Genomic DNA, 17,086 nt, shown 5'->3' on the forward strand with positions numbered 1-17,086 from the left:
CGGCCGGGGGCGGCTCACCGGTGGCCGGCGATGATCGCGCTGCTGATCGCCTTGGCGGCGGCGATCGCGGCGACCTTCACCCTTGCCCTGCCCGCCGATGGCGAGGTCGCCCGGGTGGTGCTCTGGGAACTGCGGACGCCCCGACTGCTGCTGGCGCTGCTCGACGGAGCGGCCGTCGGCGTCGCCGGGCTGCTGATGCAGGCCGCGTTGCGCAACCCGCTGGCCGTACCCGAGTTGCTCGGTGTGTCGACCGGCGGTGCGCTCGCGGCTGCCGTGGTGATGGTGGTGGTGTGGGCGCTCCCGGTTCCGGCGGCGGCGCAGCCCGTGGTGGCGCTGGTCGGTGCCCTCGGCGGCGGCGCGCTGTGCCTGGCCGCGGCCAGGACCGGCCGTGGGCCGGGCGCGGTCCTGCTGATCGGCGCGGCGATGTCCACGGCGTTGCAGGCGGTGCTGCTGGCGGTGATGGCCTCCGCCGACCGCCTGCAGTACGACACGCTCTTCCGCTACCTGGTGGGCAGTCTCACCGGGATCACCTGGGAGCATGCCCGGCTCCCCCCCGCCGTGGCTGCTGCTGTGCGCGCCGCTGGTCGTGGCGGTCTTGCCCGCGCTCGGCGTGCTGCGCCTCGGCGACGAGGCGGCCGCCGCGCTCGGGTTGCACGTCGGGCGGGCACGCGTCGCGGTGCTCGGGCTCGCCGCCGTCCTGGTCGCCGTTGTCGTCGGCCCGTGCGGTCCGATCACCTGGTCGACCGTCGGCCTGCCCAACCGTCGACACCGACCGGTGCCGCTGATGCCTGCCACGCTGCCACTCGTCCCGAGCCCTCACCGGCCGTCCGCCACCCGACGCGCGTACTGACGCGCCGGATCCTGCTGGTCCGTCGCCGCCACCACCTACAAGATGATCGAGGCGATTGTCGCGATCGCCGCCGGCACCATCGCCTCCTTCCTCCACGGCGCCGACCGGGTTCGGCCTCGACTCGATGGTCGACGTCTCCACCGCCGCTGCGGTCGCCTGGCAGTTCACCGGCCGCGACCGCGACCGCCGCGAGCGCACCGCGCTACAGGTCATGGTCGGCGGGTACGACTTGATGGCGTACCCGCCTATGCACTCGGAAATGTACGCCGGCAGTCATCGGGGAGCGTTCTCCGCCCTCGCCACTAATCGCCGCCGAGTGGAGGGGTTGGTCGCCGAGCTGCGGGCGAGCCGGTCCGGGATCGCCTGGGTGGCAGAGATGCTGCCGAAGTCCGAGGTGATCCAGGTGCTGACCCACGCCACCGTCTTCGTCTGCCCGTCGGTGTACGAGCCGATGGGCATCGTCATCCTGGAGGCGATGGCCTGCGAGACGGCGGTGGTGGCGACCGCCACCGGCGGCATCTCGGAAGTGGTCGCCGACGGCGAGACCGGGCTGCTGGTCCCGATCGAGCAGGCCGCCGACGGCTCCGGCGCGCCGCTGGACCCGTCCCGCTTCGAGGCCGCTCTGGCGGCACGGCTCACTGAGCTGCTCGCCAACCCGCAGCACGCCGCCGAGCCGGCCGCCGCCGGGCTGTCGACTTCTCCTGGGACGCCATCGCCCACCAGACCCTGGCCTGTACCGGTCGGTGGTGCGGCAGGGCACCGCGGCCAGGGTCGTGACCTGCCCGAGCGGGGCGGCCCACTGGACCGGTGCCCGGTCCTCATTGTGCCCGCACGTTCAGGCGCGACTCCACCGTTGGTGTGCGGCGCCGGAGCAGGTCCATAGGACGAGGGGTGAGTTGTTGGCGGTGGCGGCCTGGTTCACGTCGACGCACTTGCCGGATTGGTTTCCGCGGATGGTGCCATCGGACTGCATCGTCCATTGCTGGTTGGCGCCGCTGCCGCAGGTCCAGACGATCACTCTGGTACCGTTCGCGGTGCCGTTGTTGTCGGCGTCGAGGCATTTGCCTCCGATGCGCAGTTGGCCGGACGTCGCGGTGATGATTTGCGTGGTGCCACCGTTACAGTCCCAGATGACCGCCCGGGTGCCGTCGTTCGGGACGCCGCCGAGGACATCCAGGCAACGACCGCTTCCGACGCCGCGTAGGCTGAACGTGTCGGTGGGAGTCGTGGAGCCGGTCCGCACCCGATACATGACCACTCCGTGCGGCGGGACGGTCGCGCTGACTGCCCCGGTGGTGTTTCGGGTCGCTTTGGTCCAAACGTCGAACAGGTGGTAGCCGCTGGCCGAGGGCATGCCGATCTCGGTGGCGGTGGTGGACACCGTCGCGGTGCTGTTGGAGCGGTTCAGCAGGGCGACAGCTCCGGAACCGTCACTGAGGGTCTTCGCCCATACCTCGGTCTCGCCGAAATCACGGACCCGCTGGGCCTGCCGGCCGGCGCTGTCCTGGTTGATTGCCAGCACATCCGGGTTTGTCAGGACGGTGCGCACGTCCGCGGTCATTGAGGTGATGTCGTTGCCGGCCATCAGCGGGGCGGCCATGATGGCCCGCATGCTGAAGTGTGCCCGGTTCTCGGTAGGGGTGAAGGTGTTGCGGACGCCCACGACGAGCATGTCGGGGTCGTTCCAGTGCTGCGGTCCCGCCCAGGAGTGCAGGGGTGCCTGCACGTCGAGGATCTCGGTGATGCCCATGAAGCAGTCGGCGCGGCAGCCGGTGCTCCACCGGTCGGTGATGTCCTCCGTGGTGCGCCACATGTCCGCTACCGAGCCCCAGTTGTAGGAGGGCCCGGTGTTGGAGTGGGCGCTGTTGGGGTTGATCGAGTAGACAATCGGCCGGCCTGTGGCACGCAGCGCGTCGCGCATCTTGGAGAAGCTGGCGACTTGGTCGTTCACCGTTCCCCACGGCGAGCACCAGTCGTACTTGAGGAAGTCGACGCCCCACGATGCGAACGTGTTGGCGTCCTGCTGCTCCCGGTTGAGGGCGCCGGTGGCGCCACCGATGGTGTTGAAGTACTGGGCGCAGGTCCTCTCGCGGGGCGCCTGGTAGATGCCGAACTTGAGCCCTCGAGCGTGGATGTAGTCGCCCAGTGCCTTCATGCCGGACGGGAAGCGGGTCGGATCCGCGCGCAGGTTACCGGCGCTGTCACGGGTCGCTGCCTGCCAGCAGTCGTCGACGACGACGTACTGGTAGCCGGCTGCCCGCATCCCTGAGTTGACCATGGCGTCGGCAGCCGCACGGATCTTACCTTCATCGATGTTGCAGCCGAAGGTGTTCCAACTGTTCCAGCCCAGCGGCGGGCGGACGGCCGGGCTGCCGGGCGCGGCGGAGACGGGGAGAACGGAGACGAGTGCCGTACCGGCCAACGTCACGCAGGTGGCGACGATGGCCATCACCAGTCGAAGAGGACGGTTCATGAGTGCCTTCCGAGAGTTGGAGGATGTCGGCAGGTCGACATCCTGGTTCGGGCTGCCGACGTGGCGACCCGGGTAGTCCCAGGCCTGTCGACCAGAACGAATTACCAGCCGCGATGGTGCAGATCGTCACGCATGTAGTCATTCGCCTTGACGCCCGTCTCCGTCACGGTGCGGTTGAACGCACCGCAACTGCCCCCGTCGGCGGCGTGCTGGCGACGCCGGCGTCCAGCGCGGCGAACGCCCGCAGGTCAGCGCCGAGAGGCCGGCGGCGCACAGCGGAAGAAGGAACAGCGCGCGAGGCGGTGCGTCGGGCGGTGATGAGATTCATGAGACCTCCGCTGCGGCCACGGGGGATCCGGGCCAGGCCGATAATCGCGATGACGCCACCTGACGTGGTGTCGTCTGGATTATTCGTAACCGAGGTGAGGGTCGACTCACAGGAGCCGAACTAACATGTTCAAAACCGTTCGCAGAGGAACATGCCGCGGGCGCTATCGACGTTGAACCCCGACTGGGGCTGACCCAACCTGGCGGCAAGTACAACACCCAGAGTCCGATCAAGCTCCTCACACAACTACGCCGATGTCTATGCGGTAGGCCGGTGATCCAGATCCGGGACCCCTCCCAAGGACATGAGGGCAAGCTGCGGCCGTGACGACGCACGTCTCGTGTCACGTGCGACGGACCGGGCGGCGACTCGGCTCGACGAGGTCCAGGAGACACGCCCCGCGAGCTGGGACACCGATCGCCGTACGCCCGTCCGCCACTTCGACAGCGTGGCGAATCCGTCGAATGACTCGATTCAGCCGCGCGGAGCGTTCGCGGTCGCGAGATCGTCGTCACCCGCCGGGGACATGCGCCGGCCGGCCCGGTCGGGAATGCGCGTGACCACCGTGTCGATCATTCGCGGACGACAGGCGAATGATCGATTCGGTGGGCGGCCCGTGAGCCGAGTCTTGATCCCAGCAACCCACCGGACCTAACGAGGAGCAACCCCTGAAGCCCACCATTGTTTTGATTCACGGCGCCTTCGCCGAGTCGGCCAGTTGGCACGGCGTCGTCAGCCGGCTGCGGGCCGCCGGGCACCGGACCATCGCGGCCGGCAACCGCTGCGCAGCCTGTCCGGGGACGCCGCCGCGGTGTCCGATCTGTTGGCCTCGATCGACGGCCCGATTGTGCTGGTCGGGCATTCGTACGGCGGCATGGTGGCCTCGAACGCCGCGGTCGGCAACGACAACGTGAAGGCCCTCGTCTACGTGGCTGCCCTGGCACCGGAGAAGGGCGAGAACACGCCCGACCTGCTCGGCAAGTTCCCTGGCGCCACGCTGGGCGAGCACCTGTACGAGATGCCGCTCAGCGACGGCACCGCCGACGTTTACGTCGACGCGGAGAGCTACCACGAGCACTTCGCCGCGGACCTGCCGGCCGAGCAGGTCGCACTCGACGCCGCCACCCAGCGGGCGTTCAACACCTCGGCACTCAACGAGGCACCGGCGAGCCGGCCTGGAAGACCATCCCGTCCTGGTTCATCTCGCCGGAGCTGGACCCCGCCATCCCGCTCGAGACGTTCCGCTTCATGGCCGAGCGAGCCGACGCGCGAAAGGCGATCGAAGTCGCCGGCGCCTCACACGCGCTTCCGGCCTCTCAGCCCCAAGCGGTGGCAGACCTCATCCTCCGCGCCGCCGCCGCCACCGCCGGAGCCGGTAGCCCGGGCAGCGAAACCGAATCGAAAGGACGAACCAGGTTCTCATGGGCTAACGATTGACTCTCCCCCGGAGGGAGAGTCAAGGATGCCGACGGTGACCGTGCCTCGTATCGGCCGTGAGCCACTTCACGAAAGCGGCTCGTCTCCCTGCGGTGTGTACGCTAAAGGTGGCACGATCGGTCGCTCTGAGTCGGAGGGATTCGACCTCTTGATCGCTCTGGGTTGGTCCCACGTTCGGTCTACCAGATTCCTGTTGCACATAGGGGGATAGTCCTGTGCCAACGACCAGCGGCGACGGGAGACCGTTCTGTTTCGCCGTGCTCGGGCCGGTGCAAGTCTGGCGGCACGGCGTGGAACTGGACATCGGTGCCCGGCAGCAGCGCCTGATCCTGGCACTGCTTCTGGCCAACGCCGGACAACCGGTCGGTATCGGCGACATCGTCGAGGCGCTCTGGGACCAGCGGCCGCCCGCAAGCGCCGTCAACGTCGTACACCGCTACATCGGCGCGTTGCGGCGCCTCTTCGAACCCGGTCTGCCGACCCGATCGGCCGGCCGTTGGCTGCTGGGCGACGCGGCGGGTTATCGCATGCGCGTCGACACGGACAGTCTCGACCTGCTGAAGCTGCGTCAGCTGACCGGGCAGGCGCGAGCGGACGAGCTCGCCGGGCGGCTCACCGAGGCGATGTCGACATATGAGGACGCACTCAGCATGTGGCGTGGACCGACTGGCGGTGCGTCCGAGCTGGCCTCGTACGACCGCCTCGCGTTCAGTGTGGTGGACCACGAGTGCGCGGACCTGGCCCGGCAGGCCACTTGTCTGGCGTTGCGCCTGGACCGGGTCCGATCGGTCCTTCCGGTGTTGTGGCGCTTGGCCGAACACCGCCCGCTGGACGAGGCGTTGCAAGCCCAGTTCCTGCTGGCGCTGTCCGCCGACGGCCAACAAGCCGAAGCGATCGCACTGTACCAGAACATCCGCCGCCGGCTTGCCGATGAGCTGGGAGTGATGCCGGGTGACGAACTCAGTGCGGCGTACCACCGCATTCTGCGGCAGAGCGTGGCCGGACCGGAGTCATCCGGGAAGGCCGAGCCGCCGCCGACTGCGCAACCAGGCCGGACACTAATCGGCCGAGCCTCGGGCCTCACCGCGGTGCTGCCCGCCCAACTGCCGGCAGACCTGCCCTGGTTCACCGGCCGCGACGACGCCCAGCGCCAAACGCTCGGCCTGGTCAACAGCCACGTAATGACCCAGGCATCGATGCCGGTGCTCGCCATCGACGGCATTCCCGGCATCGGCAAGACCGCCCTGGCCATCCACCTGGCCCACCAACTGGCCGACAGCTATCCGGACGGGCAGCTCTACGTCGACCTGCAGGGCTTCGACCCCGACCAGTCGGTGCTGCACCCCGCGGAGGCCCTCCAAGGCTTCCTCAACGCGCTCGGTGTTCCGGACACCGACATCCCGGCGAGCCATCACGCCCGCAGTGGCCTGTACCGCAGCGTCCTGGCCGGCCGCCGTATCCTCGTCGTGCTCGACAACGCGCACAGCGTCGAGCAGGTCCGTCCGCTGTTGCCGGGCGCAACCGGCTGCCTCGTGCTGGTCACCAGCCGCAAGCGTCTCACCGGCTTGGCCACCGCGCACGGCGCCCACCTCATGACCCTTGACGTGCTGCCACCCGAGGACGCGCGTAACTGCCTGATCCTCCGTATCGGAGCGGACCGGACCTCCGCCGCCCCGGAAGCGATCGACGAAATCATAGAGCGGTGCGGGCGGCTCCCGCTGGCGCTGGCGATGGTCGCCGCCCGTGCCCTGGCCCACCCCGATCACCAGCTGGCCGACATCGCCCGGGAACTGCGGGAGGCGCAGGGCAGCCTGGACGCGTTCTCCGTCGACGACATGGCCAACGACATCCGGGCGATCTTCTCCTGGTCGTACCGGATGCTCGGTGCCCGCGCGGCTCGCCTGTTCCGGTTGCTGTCGCTTCATCCGGGCCAGGACATCACGGTCGCGGCGATGGCCAGCCTCGCCGGCGTACCGTTGGGCGAGGCGCGTCTGCTGGCCGGCGAGCTGGTCCGGACCGGCCTGCTCGCGGAGCACACCTTGGGCCGGTTCACCAGCCACGACCTCATTCGGGCGTACGCTCAGGAGTTGGTTCACCTACACGAGGACGACCAGGCCCGACAGCGTGCGGCCGAACGGCTCGGCCACCACTACCGGCAGACCGTGTACGAAGCAGATCTGCTGCTGACACCCACAATGGTGCTGGACCCGCCGGAGACGCTACAGGGTGTGGTCGTCACCCGCCTGAACGACGCAACTGAGGCGGTCGCCTGGCTCAACGCGGACCGGCACGTCCTCAGCGCCGTGGTGCAGCGACAGCTCGATGACGGCCGGGTCGCTACGGCCTGGCGCCTGGCGATCAGCCTTCAGCGTTTCCACCAGGGCGAGGGCTGGTGGCACGACTGGGCGGCGATGGCGCGCGCCTGTCTGCTCGCGGCCACTTCCGCCGGGGACGACCTCGGCCAGGCCCACCTCTCCCGCAGCTTGGCCGGCGCCGAGCACGTGCTGGGCAACCATGACGAGGCCGCGCGTCTCCTCCGTCAGTCACTGGACCTGTTCGTCGGGCTCGGGCTTCGCTGGGAACAGGCCCTGGTGTACCGCAACCGCGGCCAGGTGAGCGTCGCGCAGGAGAGTCATCTCGATGCCGTCGCACACTACGAGCGCGCCCTGCGCATCTTCGAGGCGCTGGGCGACCTGTCCGACCAGGTCATCGTCCTGTGCTGTCTGGCCGACGCGCATTCCTGCCTCGGCCGGCCGAACGTCGGAATGGACCTTGCCAACCGAGCGCTGCCGATCGCCAGAGCGATGGGTGACCTCAACGGCCAGGGCCTCTGCTACGAGACGCTGGCCAAGTGCTTCCAGGCCAAGGGAGACCTGACTGCCTCGCTGGCGTCCTGGAGACGGGCGGCCGACATCTACCAGCAGACCGGGTGGCGGATGAACTCGGTCGAGTGCCTGCTGCCACAGGGCGACGCCTCGCTGGCCCTCGGTGACCCGGACGGAGCCCGTGCAGCCTGGCAGCAGGCACTCGAGCTGCTGAGCCACCTGCGGGTGCCCCAGGTGTCCGCGATCAAGGAACGCCTGCGAGGTCTGGAGACAGCAAGAGCCGTACGGGTGCCCGGCGGTCGCCGCTGAAACTCGTCCCCTACGTCGAGGTCGAGTAAGGGACACGGGCCTTCCCTGGCGTCTTGCCGCAGCCTGGTATAGAGGGATGGGCCGGTGGATCTCGACCAAGATGATCAGATCTGCTGGCTGGCTCTGGCACACATTTTGTGAATCGGGGACCTCGTGCGTGGCCTGTGGGACCTGGTCGAGCAGTGTGCATGGCGTTGTGCGGCGACTGGCCAACGCCGGGCTGCGCGGCCACGAGGTGCTGCTGGCGTGACGGTTCGCCGATTCAGCTGCGTCGACAGCGGATGCCGGCGGCGGATGTATGTCAAGCAGGTACCCGGGCTCACGCATCGCTATGCCCGTCACCCGCTCCTGGCGGCCGGTGACCTGCAAGCGGTCGCGGTGGCGTTGGGTGGACGGCCGGGCCGCCGGTTGACACATCACCGGGCGGTGTCGGTGTCCCGGATGACGTTGATCTGGACGTGTCCTGACCACCTCATGAACCGCCGCGAAGATCAATCACAGAGTACCGATGCCCTGCACGAGCCGCCCGACGACCATCTCCAGCAGGCGGATCAGCCCCATATCGAGGGCGAGGAACTGACCTCGCGAGGGCGAGGTGAGGGCTGCCTCGACGACGGCGTTCTCCTCGGCCCCGGACGGGATACTCGCCGCGAGGTCGAGAGCCGGACCGGGCCACCCGGCGGTGAGCAGCCAGATCGCGTGCACCGCGCCGCTCGGCGTGTCCGGCAGGAGGGCGGCCAGTTCGGCCTCGGTCAGCGGGGTGAGATAGGGGTGCTGGCCGGATTGTCTCGCCTCGGCCGTGGTGGCCACGACCGCCGCGCCGTCGCGTACCAACCAGTCGAGGTCCACGGTCGGCGCGGTCTGGTCGAGGTCGTCCAGGAGCACCAACTGGGGCCCGGCGGGTCTGCCATCGCCGTACGGTGCACCGGCAGGCCACGCTGCCGGGCGAGGTCCGCCGCCGCGTCGCCGAGCGTGGTCTTCCCCGACCCGGCAGGTCCCACCACGATCAGGCAACCGCCCACACCAGCGACGGCGCGGTCCAGGAGTCGTTGGACGGCGGCACGCTCACGACGACGTCCGATCATGAGCCGAGCGTAGGCGCTGCCCCCGCGCCCGCCCCCGTCAAGTCCCGCGCGCACTACGCCACGCAGCCCCCGCGCAACGCGTTGATCAACGCCTGAGCCGGCCCGCCAGCGGGCGCGACGCCACCCTGACGAGCCGGCGGGACGCACGCAACAATCGGCGACCGGGCCACCGGGTGCAGTTGGGCCTCTCCCATCCGTAACAGCATCCGTAGCAGCGTCGCCGGTCAGGACGCCGCCAGGCGGTCGAGTGCACGCCTGGCGAGTTCGGCGAGGACGAACGACGCGTCGGCGAGGACCGAATCGTCGAAGACGGCGTACGGGCTGTGGTTGGTCGCGGCGGTCGCCGGGTCGCCGGCAGCGCTCGCCCCCAGGTGCAGGTAGCAGCCCGGCACCTGGTTGAGCACCCGGGAGAAGTCCTCCGCGGCGGCGATCGGCGTGGCCATCGGCTCGAACCGGTCCGGGCCCAGCACGTCCCGCACCACTGCCGCAGCGAACTCGTACTCGTCCGGGTCGTTGACGGTCACCGGGTAACCATCCGTGTAGGTGACCTCGGCTGTCGTCCCGGACGCCAGAGCTGCCGACTCGCACAAACTGGTGAATTCGGCCCTGACCCGAGGGCGGCTCGCCTCCGAGAACGTGCGGATCGTGCCGGTCAGCTCGGCGCGTTCGGGAATGGTGTTCGCCCCGCTACCGGCCCGCACGGACGTGACGGTGACGACGACCGGGTCGAGCGCTTCGAACCGGCGGGTGAGCATCGGGGGGATGGACGTGATGATCTGCGCCGTCACCGGGATCGGGTCGTCGGCCAGATGTGGCATCGACGCGTGGCCGCCAGTGCCGTGCACCGTCACGGTGAACGCGTCGACGCCACCCATGAGCGCCCCCGGCCGGCTGCGGAAGACGCCCCGGGCCGTCCCGTAGGAGCGCACGTGCAGGCCGTAGGCCGCCCGCACCCGGGAACCGGCGGCGTCGAGCACACCCTCGTCGATCATCCGGGCGGCGCCGTCCCACCCCTCCTCGCCGGGCTGGAACATGAAGACGACGTCGCCGGCCAGCAGGCCGCGGTGCTCGGCGAGAGTGTGGGCCGCGCCGACCAGGGCGGCGGTGTGCAGGTCGTGCCCGCACGCGTGCATCGCCCCGGGCGTGCGGCTGGCGTAGTCCAGGCCGGTCGCCTCGGTCTGCGGCAGCGCGTCCATGTCCGCGCGCAGCAGTACCGCCGGGCCGGGTCGTCCGCCACGCAGCACCGCTGTCACCGAGGTCAGCCCGGCACCGCGTGACACCTCCAGCCCCAGACCGTCAATCGACTCGATGACGGCCGCCTGGGTACGCGGCAGGTCGAGGCTCATCTCCGGGTACGCGTGTAGATCCCGGCGCAGCCGGACCAGCTCCGGTTGGAGCCGGTGCGCGGTCTCGCGCAGGACGGTGACATGATCGTGGGGTTCCACAGCGGGTTGGCCTCCTGGTCGGTTCTCTGGTGGGGCGGTCACTCAGCGGGCGTCTTCACGGGCTGAGGGATCTTCGACGTCGGGGACGTACCGCACGTTGCTCGGCAAGGTCCAACCGAAGCGGACGGCGGCCAGTCGGACGGATGTGGTCACGGCCACACAGACCAGACCCGCGATCGGGGTCGGGGTGCCGAGCGCGGTGAGCAGAATGAGCGACCCGGCACCGGTTCCGGCTGCGACGGCGTAGAGGGTGCCGACCTGCAGGAACGAGATCGGCAGGCTCAGGATCATGCCGCCACCGATGACCCCGACGACCAGCGCGCCGGCCTCACCGACGCCGAGAGACAACGCCTTCGAGGCCGCGATCGCGCCGAACAGTCCCATGACAACCGCGTCCAGCACGGTGATGAGCCAGTCCGCCCGTGCCAGCACCGGTTGCAACAGCATGCCCAGGACCGCCGAGGCGCCGGCCACGAGCAGGTACAAGTTCCTCCAAATCACTCGTCCACCTGGCAGACCGCCAACGACTTCCGGCGCTCCTGGCTCCGCAAGCACTTGGCCCAAGCCGGTATCGAGTCTCAATCGCCGGCCTGGCCTGCTACAAACCCGGCCGAAGGTCCGGGCTCGGGTGTGGGCGTTGTTCGGGCAGGTCCCGGCCGCGTGCCGCCTCGATCAGGTCAACGAAGGCGTGGCCGGTCTGTACGTCGAGCAGGGTGTTCCATCTCAGGTCGATCTGCCAGCGATCCCGAGCCCAGGCGACCAGCTCGACGAACCGCAACGAATCCATATGCGGCAGATCGGACAGCCTCGCAGCCAGGTCAATTTCCTCCAGACCGACCTCGCACACGGCGGCGATCTGCTGCTGCACCTCTTCAGTGATGGTCATTCGCATTCCTCCTGCACAGGACAGCCGCTTTCCCGGCTTTCGACCGCAAGGTCACCGTCTGCTCAGACGCAGGAACGATCGCGGAGTTCAAAATTGTGATCCTGACCGCCGGAGCGGCCGATGGACCCCTTCCCGGCGTTGTGGCTGCCGGACAAGGTCATGCGGCGGGCTTGACCAGCTTCGCCAGCTGAGCAACGCGTGAATCGCGGCACGCTGGCGCCTTCTCCGTCAGGCTCACGCACTCGAATATTCGGGCGCAGCACGAGGTCACACCGTCGGTCGTGCGATCGATGTCTACTGTGGACGACCGGTTGATTTCACAGTGGGTGCCTGACGAGTTGTGGAGCCTGGCCAGCCCGTTGGTTCCGCCACCGCCTCGACGTCCGCAGGGCGGGGGCACGCTACCGATCGAGGCGCGGGCGGTGTTCGCCGCGATCGTGTACATGTTGACCACTGGCTGCGCCTGGCGGCACCTGCCATCCGGGTTCGGAGTCTCCAAGGCCACCCCGCACCGCCGCTTCGTCGCCTGGACCCGCGCCGGGCTGTGGCGCAGGCTGCACGTCGCCGCCCTGGCCCAGCTCGGCGCGAAGGGGTTGATCGACTGGTCCCGTGCCACCGCCGACGCCGCGTACGTGCGGGCGAAAAGGGGGGTGACCTGACCGGACCGAGCCCGGTCGACCGAGGCAAGCCCGGCAGCAAGATCCACGCCCTGTCCGGCCGCAATGGGTTGCCTCTGTCCGTCGGCGTGTCCGCCGCGAACACCCACGACAGCCGCTGCCTGGAGTCCCTGGTCCAGGCCGTCCCCGCCATCCGCTCCCGATGCGGACCCCGCCGCCGGCGCCCCGACAAGCTGCACGCCGACAAGGGCTACGACTACCCCCAGCTGCGCCGCATGCTTCGTGCTCGCGGCATCCGACCCCGCATCGCCCGTCGCGGCATCGAATCGCCCCACCGTCCCGGTCGGCACCGCTGAGTGATCTAAAAGACGTTCGCCTGGTTCACCGGCTACCGCCGGCTGACCATCCGCTACGAACGCTCAGCCAGCCTCTACTGCGCGTTCGTCACCCTCGCCGCCGCCCTCACCTACCACAAGCGCTACCTCAAACTCACCACCTGAGACACGCTCTAAGCACGGCCCGGTCTCGGGTTCGCTGCTGCTTGGTGACGCGGCACTGGCGTGCTCAATGTCGCCATCGAGGCCATGCCCTGGGGCGGGCCGATACCGCGTACATCGGCGGGGGCGCTGACCGAGCTTCTCGCCACCGGACACTGGCTGGCCGCCGCCGAACGGCCGGCCGATCTGCGATGCGTCGGCCTCACACGATTCGCTGTCTTCGGGATTCAGTCGGTCGCACCACGATTGCCCATGCGTAATTGTTACGGAATCGACTCCACATCGGCGTAACTAACATTTAAGTAATATTACACAGGTGCCTCTTTACACTTTTTCCGAAGCTACCGGATTGCTACGGGGATGAATTCTATGACCACCGCAACAAGCGTTACCGACGCCCAAATGCGGAAGATCCACCACAACAACGGCGGGGCATTGCTCTACTTCCTGCGGAGCCTGGTCCCCACCACCGCCTCGCACACCGCCGAGGATCTGGCGCAGGAGACCATGCTCCGCGCTTGGCGGAACCTCGACGCCGTGCCGCTCGAGCCCGAGTCGCAGCGGCGCTGGCTGTTCACCGTGGCCCGCCGGCTGGTCATCGACGCGCACCGCAAGCGGCAGTCGCGACCCGTGGAGGTCAATCTCCTCGGCATCGAGCCCGCCGCGTCCGGATGGGAATCCGCCGAGACGGTCATCGCGATGCTCACGCTGCATGATGCCGTCAAGGAACTCAGCACCGCCCACCGCTCGGTCCTCCATGAACTCTACGTCGAGGGCTGCACCTTGGACGAGGCTTCGGCCCGGCTCGGCGTCCCGGTCGGGACCGTCAAGTCACGGGCCCACTACGCCATGCGTCAACTCCGAAACGCCCTGCTGACCGGCTGAGCCTGACACCGCGGGCGCCGGCCAACGCGCCCGCGCGAGGAGATGACGGAGTCGTCAGCGCAGCGGACGAAGCTACGGATGAGACGGCCGGCGTTCAATCTATCGACCGACATTTTCTGTCGAGATAGTCACCAATCCCTCGGTTGTCGTGGCAAAGAACCCGAGAAAGGCTGTGGGTGGCGCGCCTGACGGAATCGGCCCAGGAGGTTCAGCATGGGCAAGAGAGTTCGTATCGTCGCGGGCCTGACCACGGCCGGCGTCGCGGCGCTGGTCGGTCTACAGGCTCAGCCCGCACAGGCCGCTGTCGACGTCCCAACATCGGGGCTGAGCATCTTCGAGGGCACCTTCGCCAAGATCCTTCTCTACGTCCCCGAGCCGGACGGCACCTGCCTGACGATGCCGCCCACCACAGCCTCGCTCACCGGAGAGCGCATCGTCGAGCAGGTCAGCGCCTTCACCGGCCCCAACTGCACCGGGCTCCAGCAGAATCTCGGCACGTTCCGCACCTTCACCGCCGGCAAGTACCAGTCGTTCCGAGCCTACTCCTTCCAATTATGTAGCTGTCCCCGCCGCCTCGTGTGCAGCAGCGCGCGAGGCGGCGGGTCGACCACGCCCGCCGCCCGGCTGCGCGCCACCGCCCGCTACGGGTCGGCCCGGCAGCAGTTCACCCTAGGTCCGGCCCACGACCTGGTGAGCCTGCCGGCTGACATGTGTGCCGACGTGCCCGACTTCCACACCGGCGACGTAATGCCGGCGCAAATCTGGGCCTGCGCCGGTGCGTACCCGGGCCGGTACCGAGGGCCCGGATGACTGTCCGGCGAATGTCTCATCAGCTGGCCATAGATTGACCGACTCTGATGTCTAGAGTTCGCTGGAGTGGGGTCTTTGGCCGCGAGAGCGAGGAAACAAGTGGCGATTCTGACCGGTCGGGTGCCCCGGCACCCGAGCGCGTGCGCGAGTGAGGCCGGCACACGATGACCGGCCCCAACGGCGACGCGACGGTCACCGAGTTGGCGCTGGCTGCGGGTCGAGGCGACCGCGCAGCAGCCGCGGCGTTCGTGACCGCGACCCAGAGGGACGTGTGGCGGTTCTTGGCCCACCTGTCCAGTCCTGCCGAGGCGGACGATCTGACTCAGGAGACCTACCTGCGGGCGCTGCGGAGCCTGTCAACGTTCGCCGGCCGGTCGTCGGCCACCACCTGGCTGTTCACGATCGCCCGCCGGGTCGCGGTCGACCAGGTCCGCGCCGCGGCGGCCCGGCCTCGGCTGGTCACAGGCGGCGACTGGCAGCGGGCCGTCGAAATGTGCCGGTCCGGTGAGGCTCCTCGCTTCGAGGAAAGTGTGGTGCTGCGTCGCCTGCTGGATGGTCTGCCGGCGCAGCGGCGGGAGGCGTTCGTGGCCACCCAGGTGCTCGGGCTGTCATACGAGGAGGCTGCGCGAGTGTGTGACTGCCCGGTGGGCACGATCCGGTCCCGGGTCGCCCGGGCCCGGGAAGATCTGGTCGCCGCGATGACCGAGCCGGCCCACAGGCTCCGTTCCAGCTGACGTCAGGCCGCCCGGCGTACGCCGACAGAGGCTTGTACGGTGCCGGATGGTCGGGCCGGCCCGGGGATCAACCGCAGGTGTGGCGCCGGTGCCGGCTCGGAATCGAGGGTGGCCCGCCACCGCCGGGAGTCCTGCAGATCGGCGGGTGGTGCCACGGGACCGCTGCCGATCCGCGTCATGATCAGGATGGCTACGTATCCGGCGGCGATGATGCCGTGGCTCAGGACGCGGGCGAGGTCGACCCTGCCGGCGATCAGATCGTTGGCGGTGAGCAGGCTCAGTACGCCGACGAACGCGGTGAGCATGGGCACAGTGCCGGATGGGCGGGTACGACGTAGGGCGATCCATGCGAAGCCGGCCCCGAGCGCGATATTCCAGGCGGCGGATTCGTGCCAGAGGTGGCCCCCGGCGCCAGCTCCCGCAGCATGCAGGTGTTCGGCGGCAGCGGTGCCGCCGATCTGGGCGGCACCAAGGAGGAACTGGGCGACGCCGAGGATGCCGAGCACTGTGCGAAGCGCGGCAGAAAGGCGGGCCGAGGCCGGACCCGGCGCCGCGTCGAGAACCGCGTCGTCGACCCGGACGCCTGCCGGCGCAGGGCCGATGCGGGCCAGCCTGGTGACCATCGCCGCCGCCTCGTACCAGCGGCGACAGTCGGGACAACCGGTCAGGTGGATGTCGGTGGCGGCGCGTTCGGCCGGGCGGTCCTCACCGTCGAGGCCCGCCGAAAGGGACTCCCGGAACTGCTCACACCCCATGCCCCGGTAGTCGGCCGATAACGCCACCCGGTTCCCGCCATTCACCTTATGCGCCGGACGACCCTGGGTGCGATCCCGGCCGCTGGGAGCCTCGCAGGGGCAGTAGGGTCAAGGCTCGACATGACCGTCACGGTCCGTAGCCCGAGATTCACGAATGTGGCTTTGGGATGTTGGGGGAGTCCTGACGTCGAAAAGCACCGAGGACTATAGTAGACGTTATGCCAGTTATCGAACCCGCGTTGCTCGACACCCTTGATCGCTATCTCACCTGCGAGTTCGCGACTTTGTCCCGTGATGGCACGCCAATAGCTTGGCCGACAACCCCACTGCCGTGCGGCGACGGCACCTTCCTTATCACGACCTCCGTAGCCTTCCCGCAGAAGGCATTCAACGTTCGTCGCGACGGACGTGTCGCCCTGCTCTTCTCAAATCCAACCGGCACGGGACTTGCAAACCCGCCACAGGTTATGATTGGCGGAGAGGCTACTTGCCCTGATGTTATCAATGTCGTCCCCGAAGGGGACCTGGGTCGGTTCTGGCGAAGGATTTTTGAGCGCCAACCGTCGTCCCATAAGTTCTTGCAGCCGCTGACCCGCAATCTCATGGACTGGTACTTCATGCGGCTGCTGATCAGGATCACGCCGCGGCTGGTCGAATCCAATGTGCTGCCCGCGTCGGCAGCGAGTCAGCCAGCCGACGGAGTGCCCGGCAGTAAAACTGTGGCGCGGTATCCGAGCGCGGTTCTCGGGGCCCGTGACAAGAACGGCAACCCTATTCTTCGTCGGGTCACCGTCGATGCCTTGGACGGCCGTTATCAGATCCACTTGCCGCACGACGCAGATATGACGAGCGGTCCGGCGAGCTTGCTGGTGCATCGGCACGATGAACACCTCGCCGACATGCACAACGCGAGCGTTGCTGGGATTCTTGAGGGCTCCGCCGCGAGTGGATGGTCACTGCTTCCCAGGCGGATCATCGAACCCGTTGGAGACGACAGCTTGTTGGGAAGGATCCGATCAGCGCGGCGCTGCCGAGCTACGGCAGATCAATATCTCACGCGCCGTGGGCTTGCTCGTCCGAGTATCCCCTGGGCCGACTATCGGGCGCTGCTCCCGTAAAGGTCGCGGCCAGTTCTGGCTATCAGGCCGGC

General features: G+C 68.6%; 17 protein-coding genes and 1 pseudogene. 10 read left to right on the forward strand and 8 right to left on the reverse strand.

The window, feature by feature from the left end:
* Window positions 1-14 precede the first annotated feature (14 nt).
* On the reverse strand, window positions 15-491 hold the full coding sequence (locus O7615_RS17635) for a hypothetical protein (protein ID WP_278178774.1): 477 nt from the start codon (window positions 489-491) through the stop codon (window positions 15-17).
* Window positions 492-538: 47 nt separating this feature from the next.
* On the opposite strand from O7615_RS17635, the gene O7615_RS17640 reads away from it, so the two are divergent.
* Together O7615_RS17640 and O7615_RS17645 are read left to right on the forward strand one after the other, a co-directional pair.
* Window positions 539-850: an iron chelate uptake ABC transporter family permease subunit gene (locus O7615_RS17640; RefSeq protein WP_278178775.1), complete on the forward strand. Its 312-nt coding sequence runs from the start codon at window positions 539-541 to the stop codon at window positions 848-850.
* 124 nt (window positions 851-974) lie between these two features.
* Window positions 975-1,733, forward strand: coding sequence for a glycosyltransferase (locus tag O7615_RS17645; RefSeq protein WP_278178776.1), 759 nt, complete (start codon window positions 975-977; stop codon window positions 1,731-1,733).
* Here O7615_RS17645 and O7615_RS17650 read toward each other — a convergent pair.
* Both O7615_RS17650 and O7615_RS17655 read right to left on the reverse strand, forming a co-directional pair.
* Window positions 1,686-3,323, reverse strand: coding sequence for a ricin-type beta-trefoil lectin domain protein (locus O7615_RS17650; RefSeq protein ID WP_278178777.1), 1,638 nt, complete (start codon window positions 3,321-3,323; stop codon window positions 1,686-1,688). The genes O7615_RS17645 and O7615_RS17650 overlap by 48 nt on opposite strands.
* A gap of 163 nt (window positions 3,324-3,486) precedes the next feature.
* Window positions 3,487-3,651, reverse strand: a complete 165-nt coding sequence (locus tag O7615_RS17655; RefSeq protein ID WP_278178778.1) for a hypothetical protein — start codon at window positions 3,649-3,651, stop codon at window positions 3,487-3,489.
* 718 nt (window positions 3,652-4,369) lie between these two features.
* Between O7615_RS17655 and O7615_RS17660 the strand changes: the two genes are divergently transcribed.
* Entirely contained in the window at window positions 4,370-5,299 is a 930-nt protein-coding gene (locus tag O7615_RS17660) for an alpha/beta fold hydrolase (protein WP_347405090.1), read from the forward strand.
* Window positions 5,300-5,303: 4 nt separating this feature from the next.
* Window positions 5,304-8,222, forward strand: coding sequence for a BTAD domain-containing putative transcriptional regulator (locus O7615_RS17665; protein ID WP_278178780.1), 2,919 nt, complete (start codon window positions 5,304-5,306; stop codon window positions 8,220-8,222).
* Between the two features lie 495 nt (window positions 8,223-8,717).
* Here O7615_RS17665 and O7615_RS17670 read toward each other — a convergent pair whose 3' ends face one another.
* Window positions 8,718-9,107 carry a hypothetical protein gene (locus O7615_RS17670; protein WP_278178781.1) on the reverse strand — a complete coding sequence of 130 codons (390 nt, stop codon included), beginning with the start codon at window positions 9,105-9,107 and terminating at the stop codon, window positions 8,718-8,720.
* Between the two features lie 35 nt (window positions 9,108-9,142).
* On the opposite strand from O7615_RS17670, the gene O7615_RS17675 reads away from it, so the two are divergent.
* Window positions 9,143-9,403: a hypothetical protein gene (locus O7615_RS17675; protein ID WP_278178782.1), complete on the forward strand. Its 261-nt coding sequence runs from the start codon at window positions 9,143-9,145 to the stop codon at window positions 9,401-9,403.
* A gap of 128 nt (window positions 9,404-9,531) precedes the next feature.
* On the opposite strand, the gene O7615_RS17680 is transcribed toward O7615_RS17675, so the two are convergent.
* From O7615_RS17680 to O7615_RS17690, 3 genes are all read right to left on the reverse strand, one after another.
* Window positions 9,532-10,752 (reverse strand): M20 family metallopeptidase, encoded by a 1,221-nt coding sequence (locus O7615_RS17680; protein ID WP_278178783.1) that lies wholly within the window; start codon window positions 10,750-10,752, stop codon window positions 9,532-9,534.
* Between the two features lie 42 nt (window positions 10,753-10,794).
* Window positions 10,795-11,253: a hypothetical protein gene (locus tag O7615_RS17685; protein WP_278178784.1), complete on the reverse strand. Its 459-nt coding sequence runs from the start codon at window positions 11,251-11,253 to the stop codon at window positions 10,795-10,797.
* A gap of 97 nt (window positions 11,254-11,350) precedes the next feature.
* Entirely contained in the window at window positions 11,351-11,644 is a 294-nt protein-coding gene (locus O7615_RS17690) for an acyl carrier protein (protein WP_278178785.1), read from the reverse strand.
* A gap of 284 nt (window positions 11,645-11,928) precedes the next feature.
* Here O7615_RS17690 and O7615_RS17695 point away from each other — a divergent pair.
* From O7615_RS17695 to O7615_RS17710, 4 genes and pseudogenes are all read left to right on the forward strand, one after another.
* Window positions 11,929-12,755, forward strand: a pseudogene (locus O7615_RS17695) (IS5 family transposase).
* 399 nt (window positions 12,756-13,154) lie between these two features.
* The gene (locus tag O7615_RS17700; RefSeq protein WP_278178786.1) at window positions 13,155-13,637 is read left to right on the forward strand and encodes a sigma-70 family RNA polymerase sigma factor; all 483 of its coding nucleotides are present in this window, start codon (window positions 13,155-13,157) and stop codon (window positions 13,635-13,637) included.
* Window positions 13,638-13,850: 213 nt separating this feature from the next.
* Window positions 13,851-14,447 carry a hypothetical protein gene (locus O7615_RS17705; protein WP_278178787.1) on the forward strand — a complete coding sequence of 199 codons (597 nt, stop codon included), beginning with the start codon at window positions 13,851-13,853 and terminating at the stop codon, window positions 14,445-14,447.
* Between the two features lie 164 nt (window positions 14,448-14,611).
* Window positions 14,612-15,181, forward strand: coding sequence for a sigma-70 family RNA polymerase sigma factor (locus tag O7615_RS17710; RefSeq protein ID WP_278178788.1), 570 nt, complete (start codon window positions 14,612-14,614; stop codon window positions 15,179-15,181).
* 2 nt (window positions 15,182-15,183) lie between these two features.
* Here O7615_RS17710 and O7615_RS17715 read toward each other — a convergent pair whose 3' ends face one another.
* Window positions 15,184-15,936 carry a zf-HC2 domain-containing protein gene (locus tag O7615_RS17715; protein WP_278182130.1) on the reverse strand — a complete coding sequence of 251 codons (753 nt, stop codon included), beginning with the start codon at window positions 15,934-15,936 and terminating at the stop codon, window positions 15,184-15,186.
* A 218-nt stretch (window positions 15,937-16,154) separates the two neighbouring features.
* On the opposite strand from O7615_RS17715, the gene O7615_RS17720 reads away from it, so the two are divergent.
* Complete coding sequence (locus O7615_RS17720; protein ID WP_278178789.1) at window positions 16,155-17,054, forward strand: pyridoxamine 5'-phosphate oxidase family protein; 900 nt, start codon at window positions 16,155-16,157, stop codon at window positions 17,052-17,054.
* The last annotated feature ends 32 nt before the right edge of the window (window positions 17,055-17,086 follow it).

Source organism: Micromonospora sp. WMMD1082 (assembly GCF_029626175.1).
In the GTDB taxonomy this organism is placed as follows: Bacteria; Actinomycetota; Actinomycetes; order Mycobacteriales; family Micromonosporaceae; genus Micromonospora.

Coding starts and splice junctions, on each gene's coding strand:
- O7615_RS17640 (WP_278178775.1), top strand. CDS start 539: ATGCCCGGCTCCCCCCCGCCGTGGCTGCTGCTGTGCGCGCCGCTGGTC.
- O7615_RS17645 (WP_278178776.1), top strand. CDS start 975: ATGGTCGACGTCTCCACCGCCGCTGCGGTCGCCTGGCAGTTCACCGGC.
- O7615_RS17650 (WP_278178777.1), bottom strand. CDS start 3,323: ATGAACCGTCCTCTTCGACTGGTGATGGCCATCGTCGCCACCTGCGTG.
- O7615_RS17655 (WP_278178778.1), bottom strand. CDS start 3,651: ATGAATCTCATCACCGCCCGACGCACCGCCTCGCGCGCTGTTCCTTCT.
- O7615_RS17690 (WP_278178785.1), bottom strand. CDS start 11,644: ATGCGAATGACCATCACTGAAGAGGTGCAGCAGCAGATCGCCGCCGTG.
- O7615_RS17700 (WP_278178786.1), top strand. CDS start 13,155: ATGCGGAAGATCCACCACAACAACGGCGGGGCATTGCTCTACTTCCTG.
- O7615_RS17705 (WP_278178787.1), top strand. CDS start 13,851: ATGGGCAAGAGAGTTCGTATCGTCGCGGGCCTGACCACGGCCGGCGTC.
- O7615_RS17710 (WP_278178788.1), top strand. CDS start 14,612: ATGACCGGCCCCAACGGCGACGCGACGGTCACCGAGTTGGCGCTGGCT.
- O7615_RS17715 (WP_278182130.1), bottom strand. CDS start 15,936: ATGGGGTGTGAGCAGTTCCGGGAGTCCCTTTCGGCGGGCCTCGACGGT.
- O7615_RS17720 (WP_278178789.1), top strand. CDS start 16,155: ATGCCAGTTATCGAACCCGCGTTGCTCGACACCCTTGATCGCTATCTC.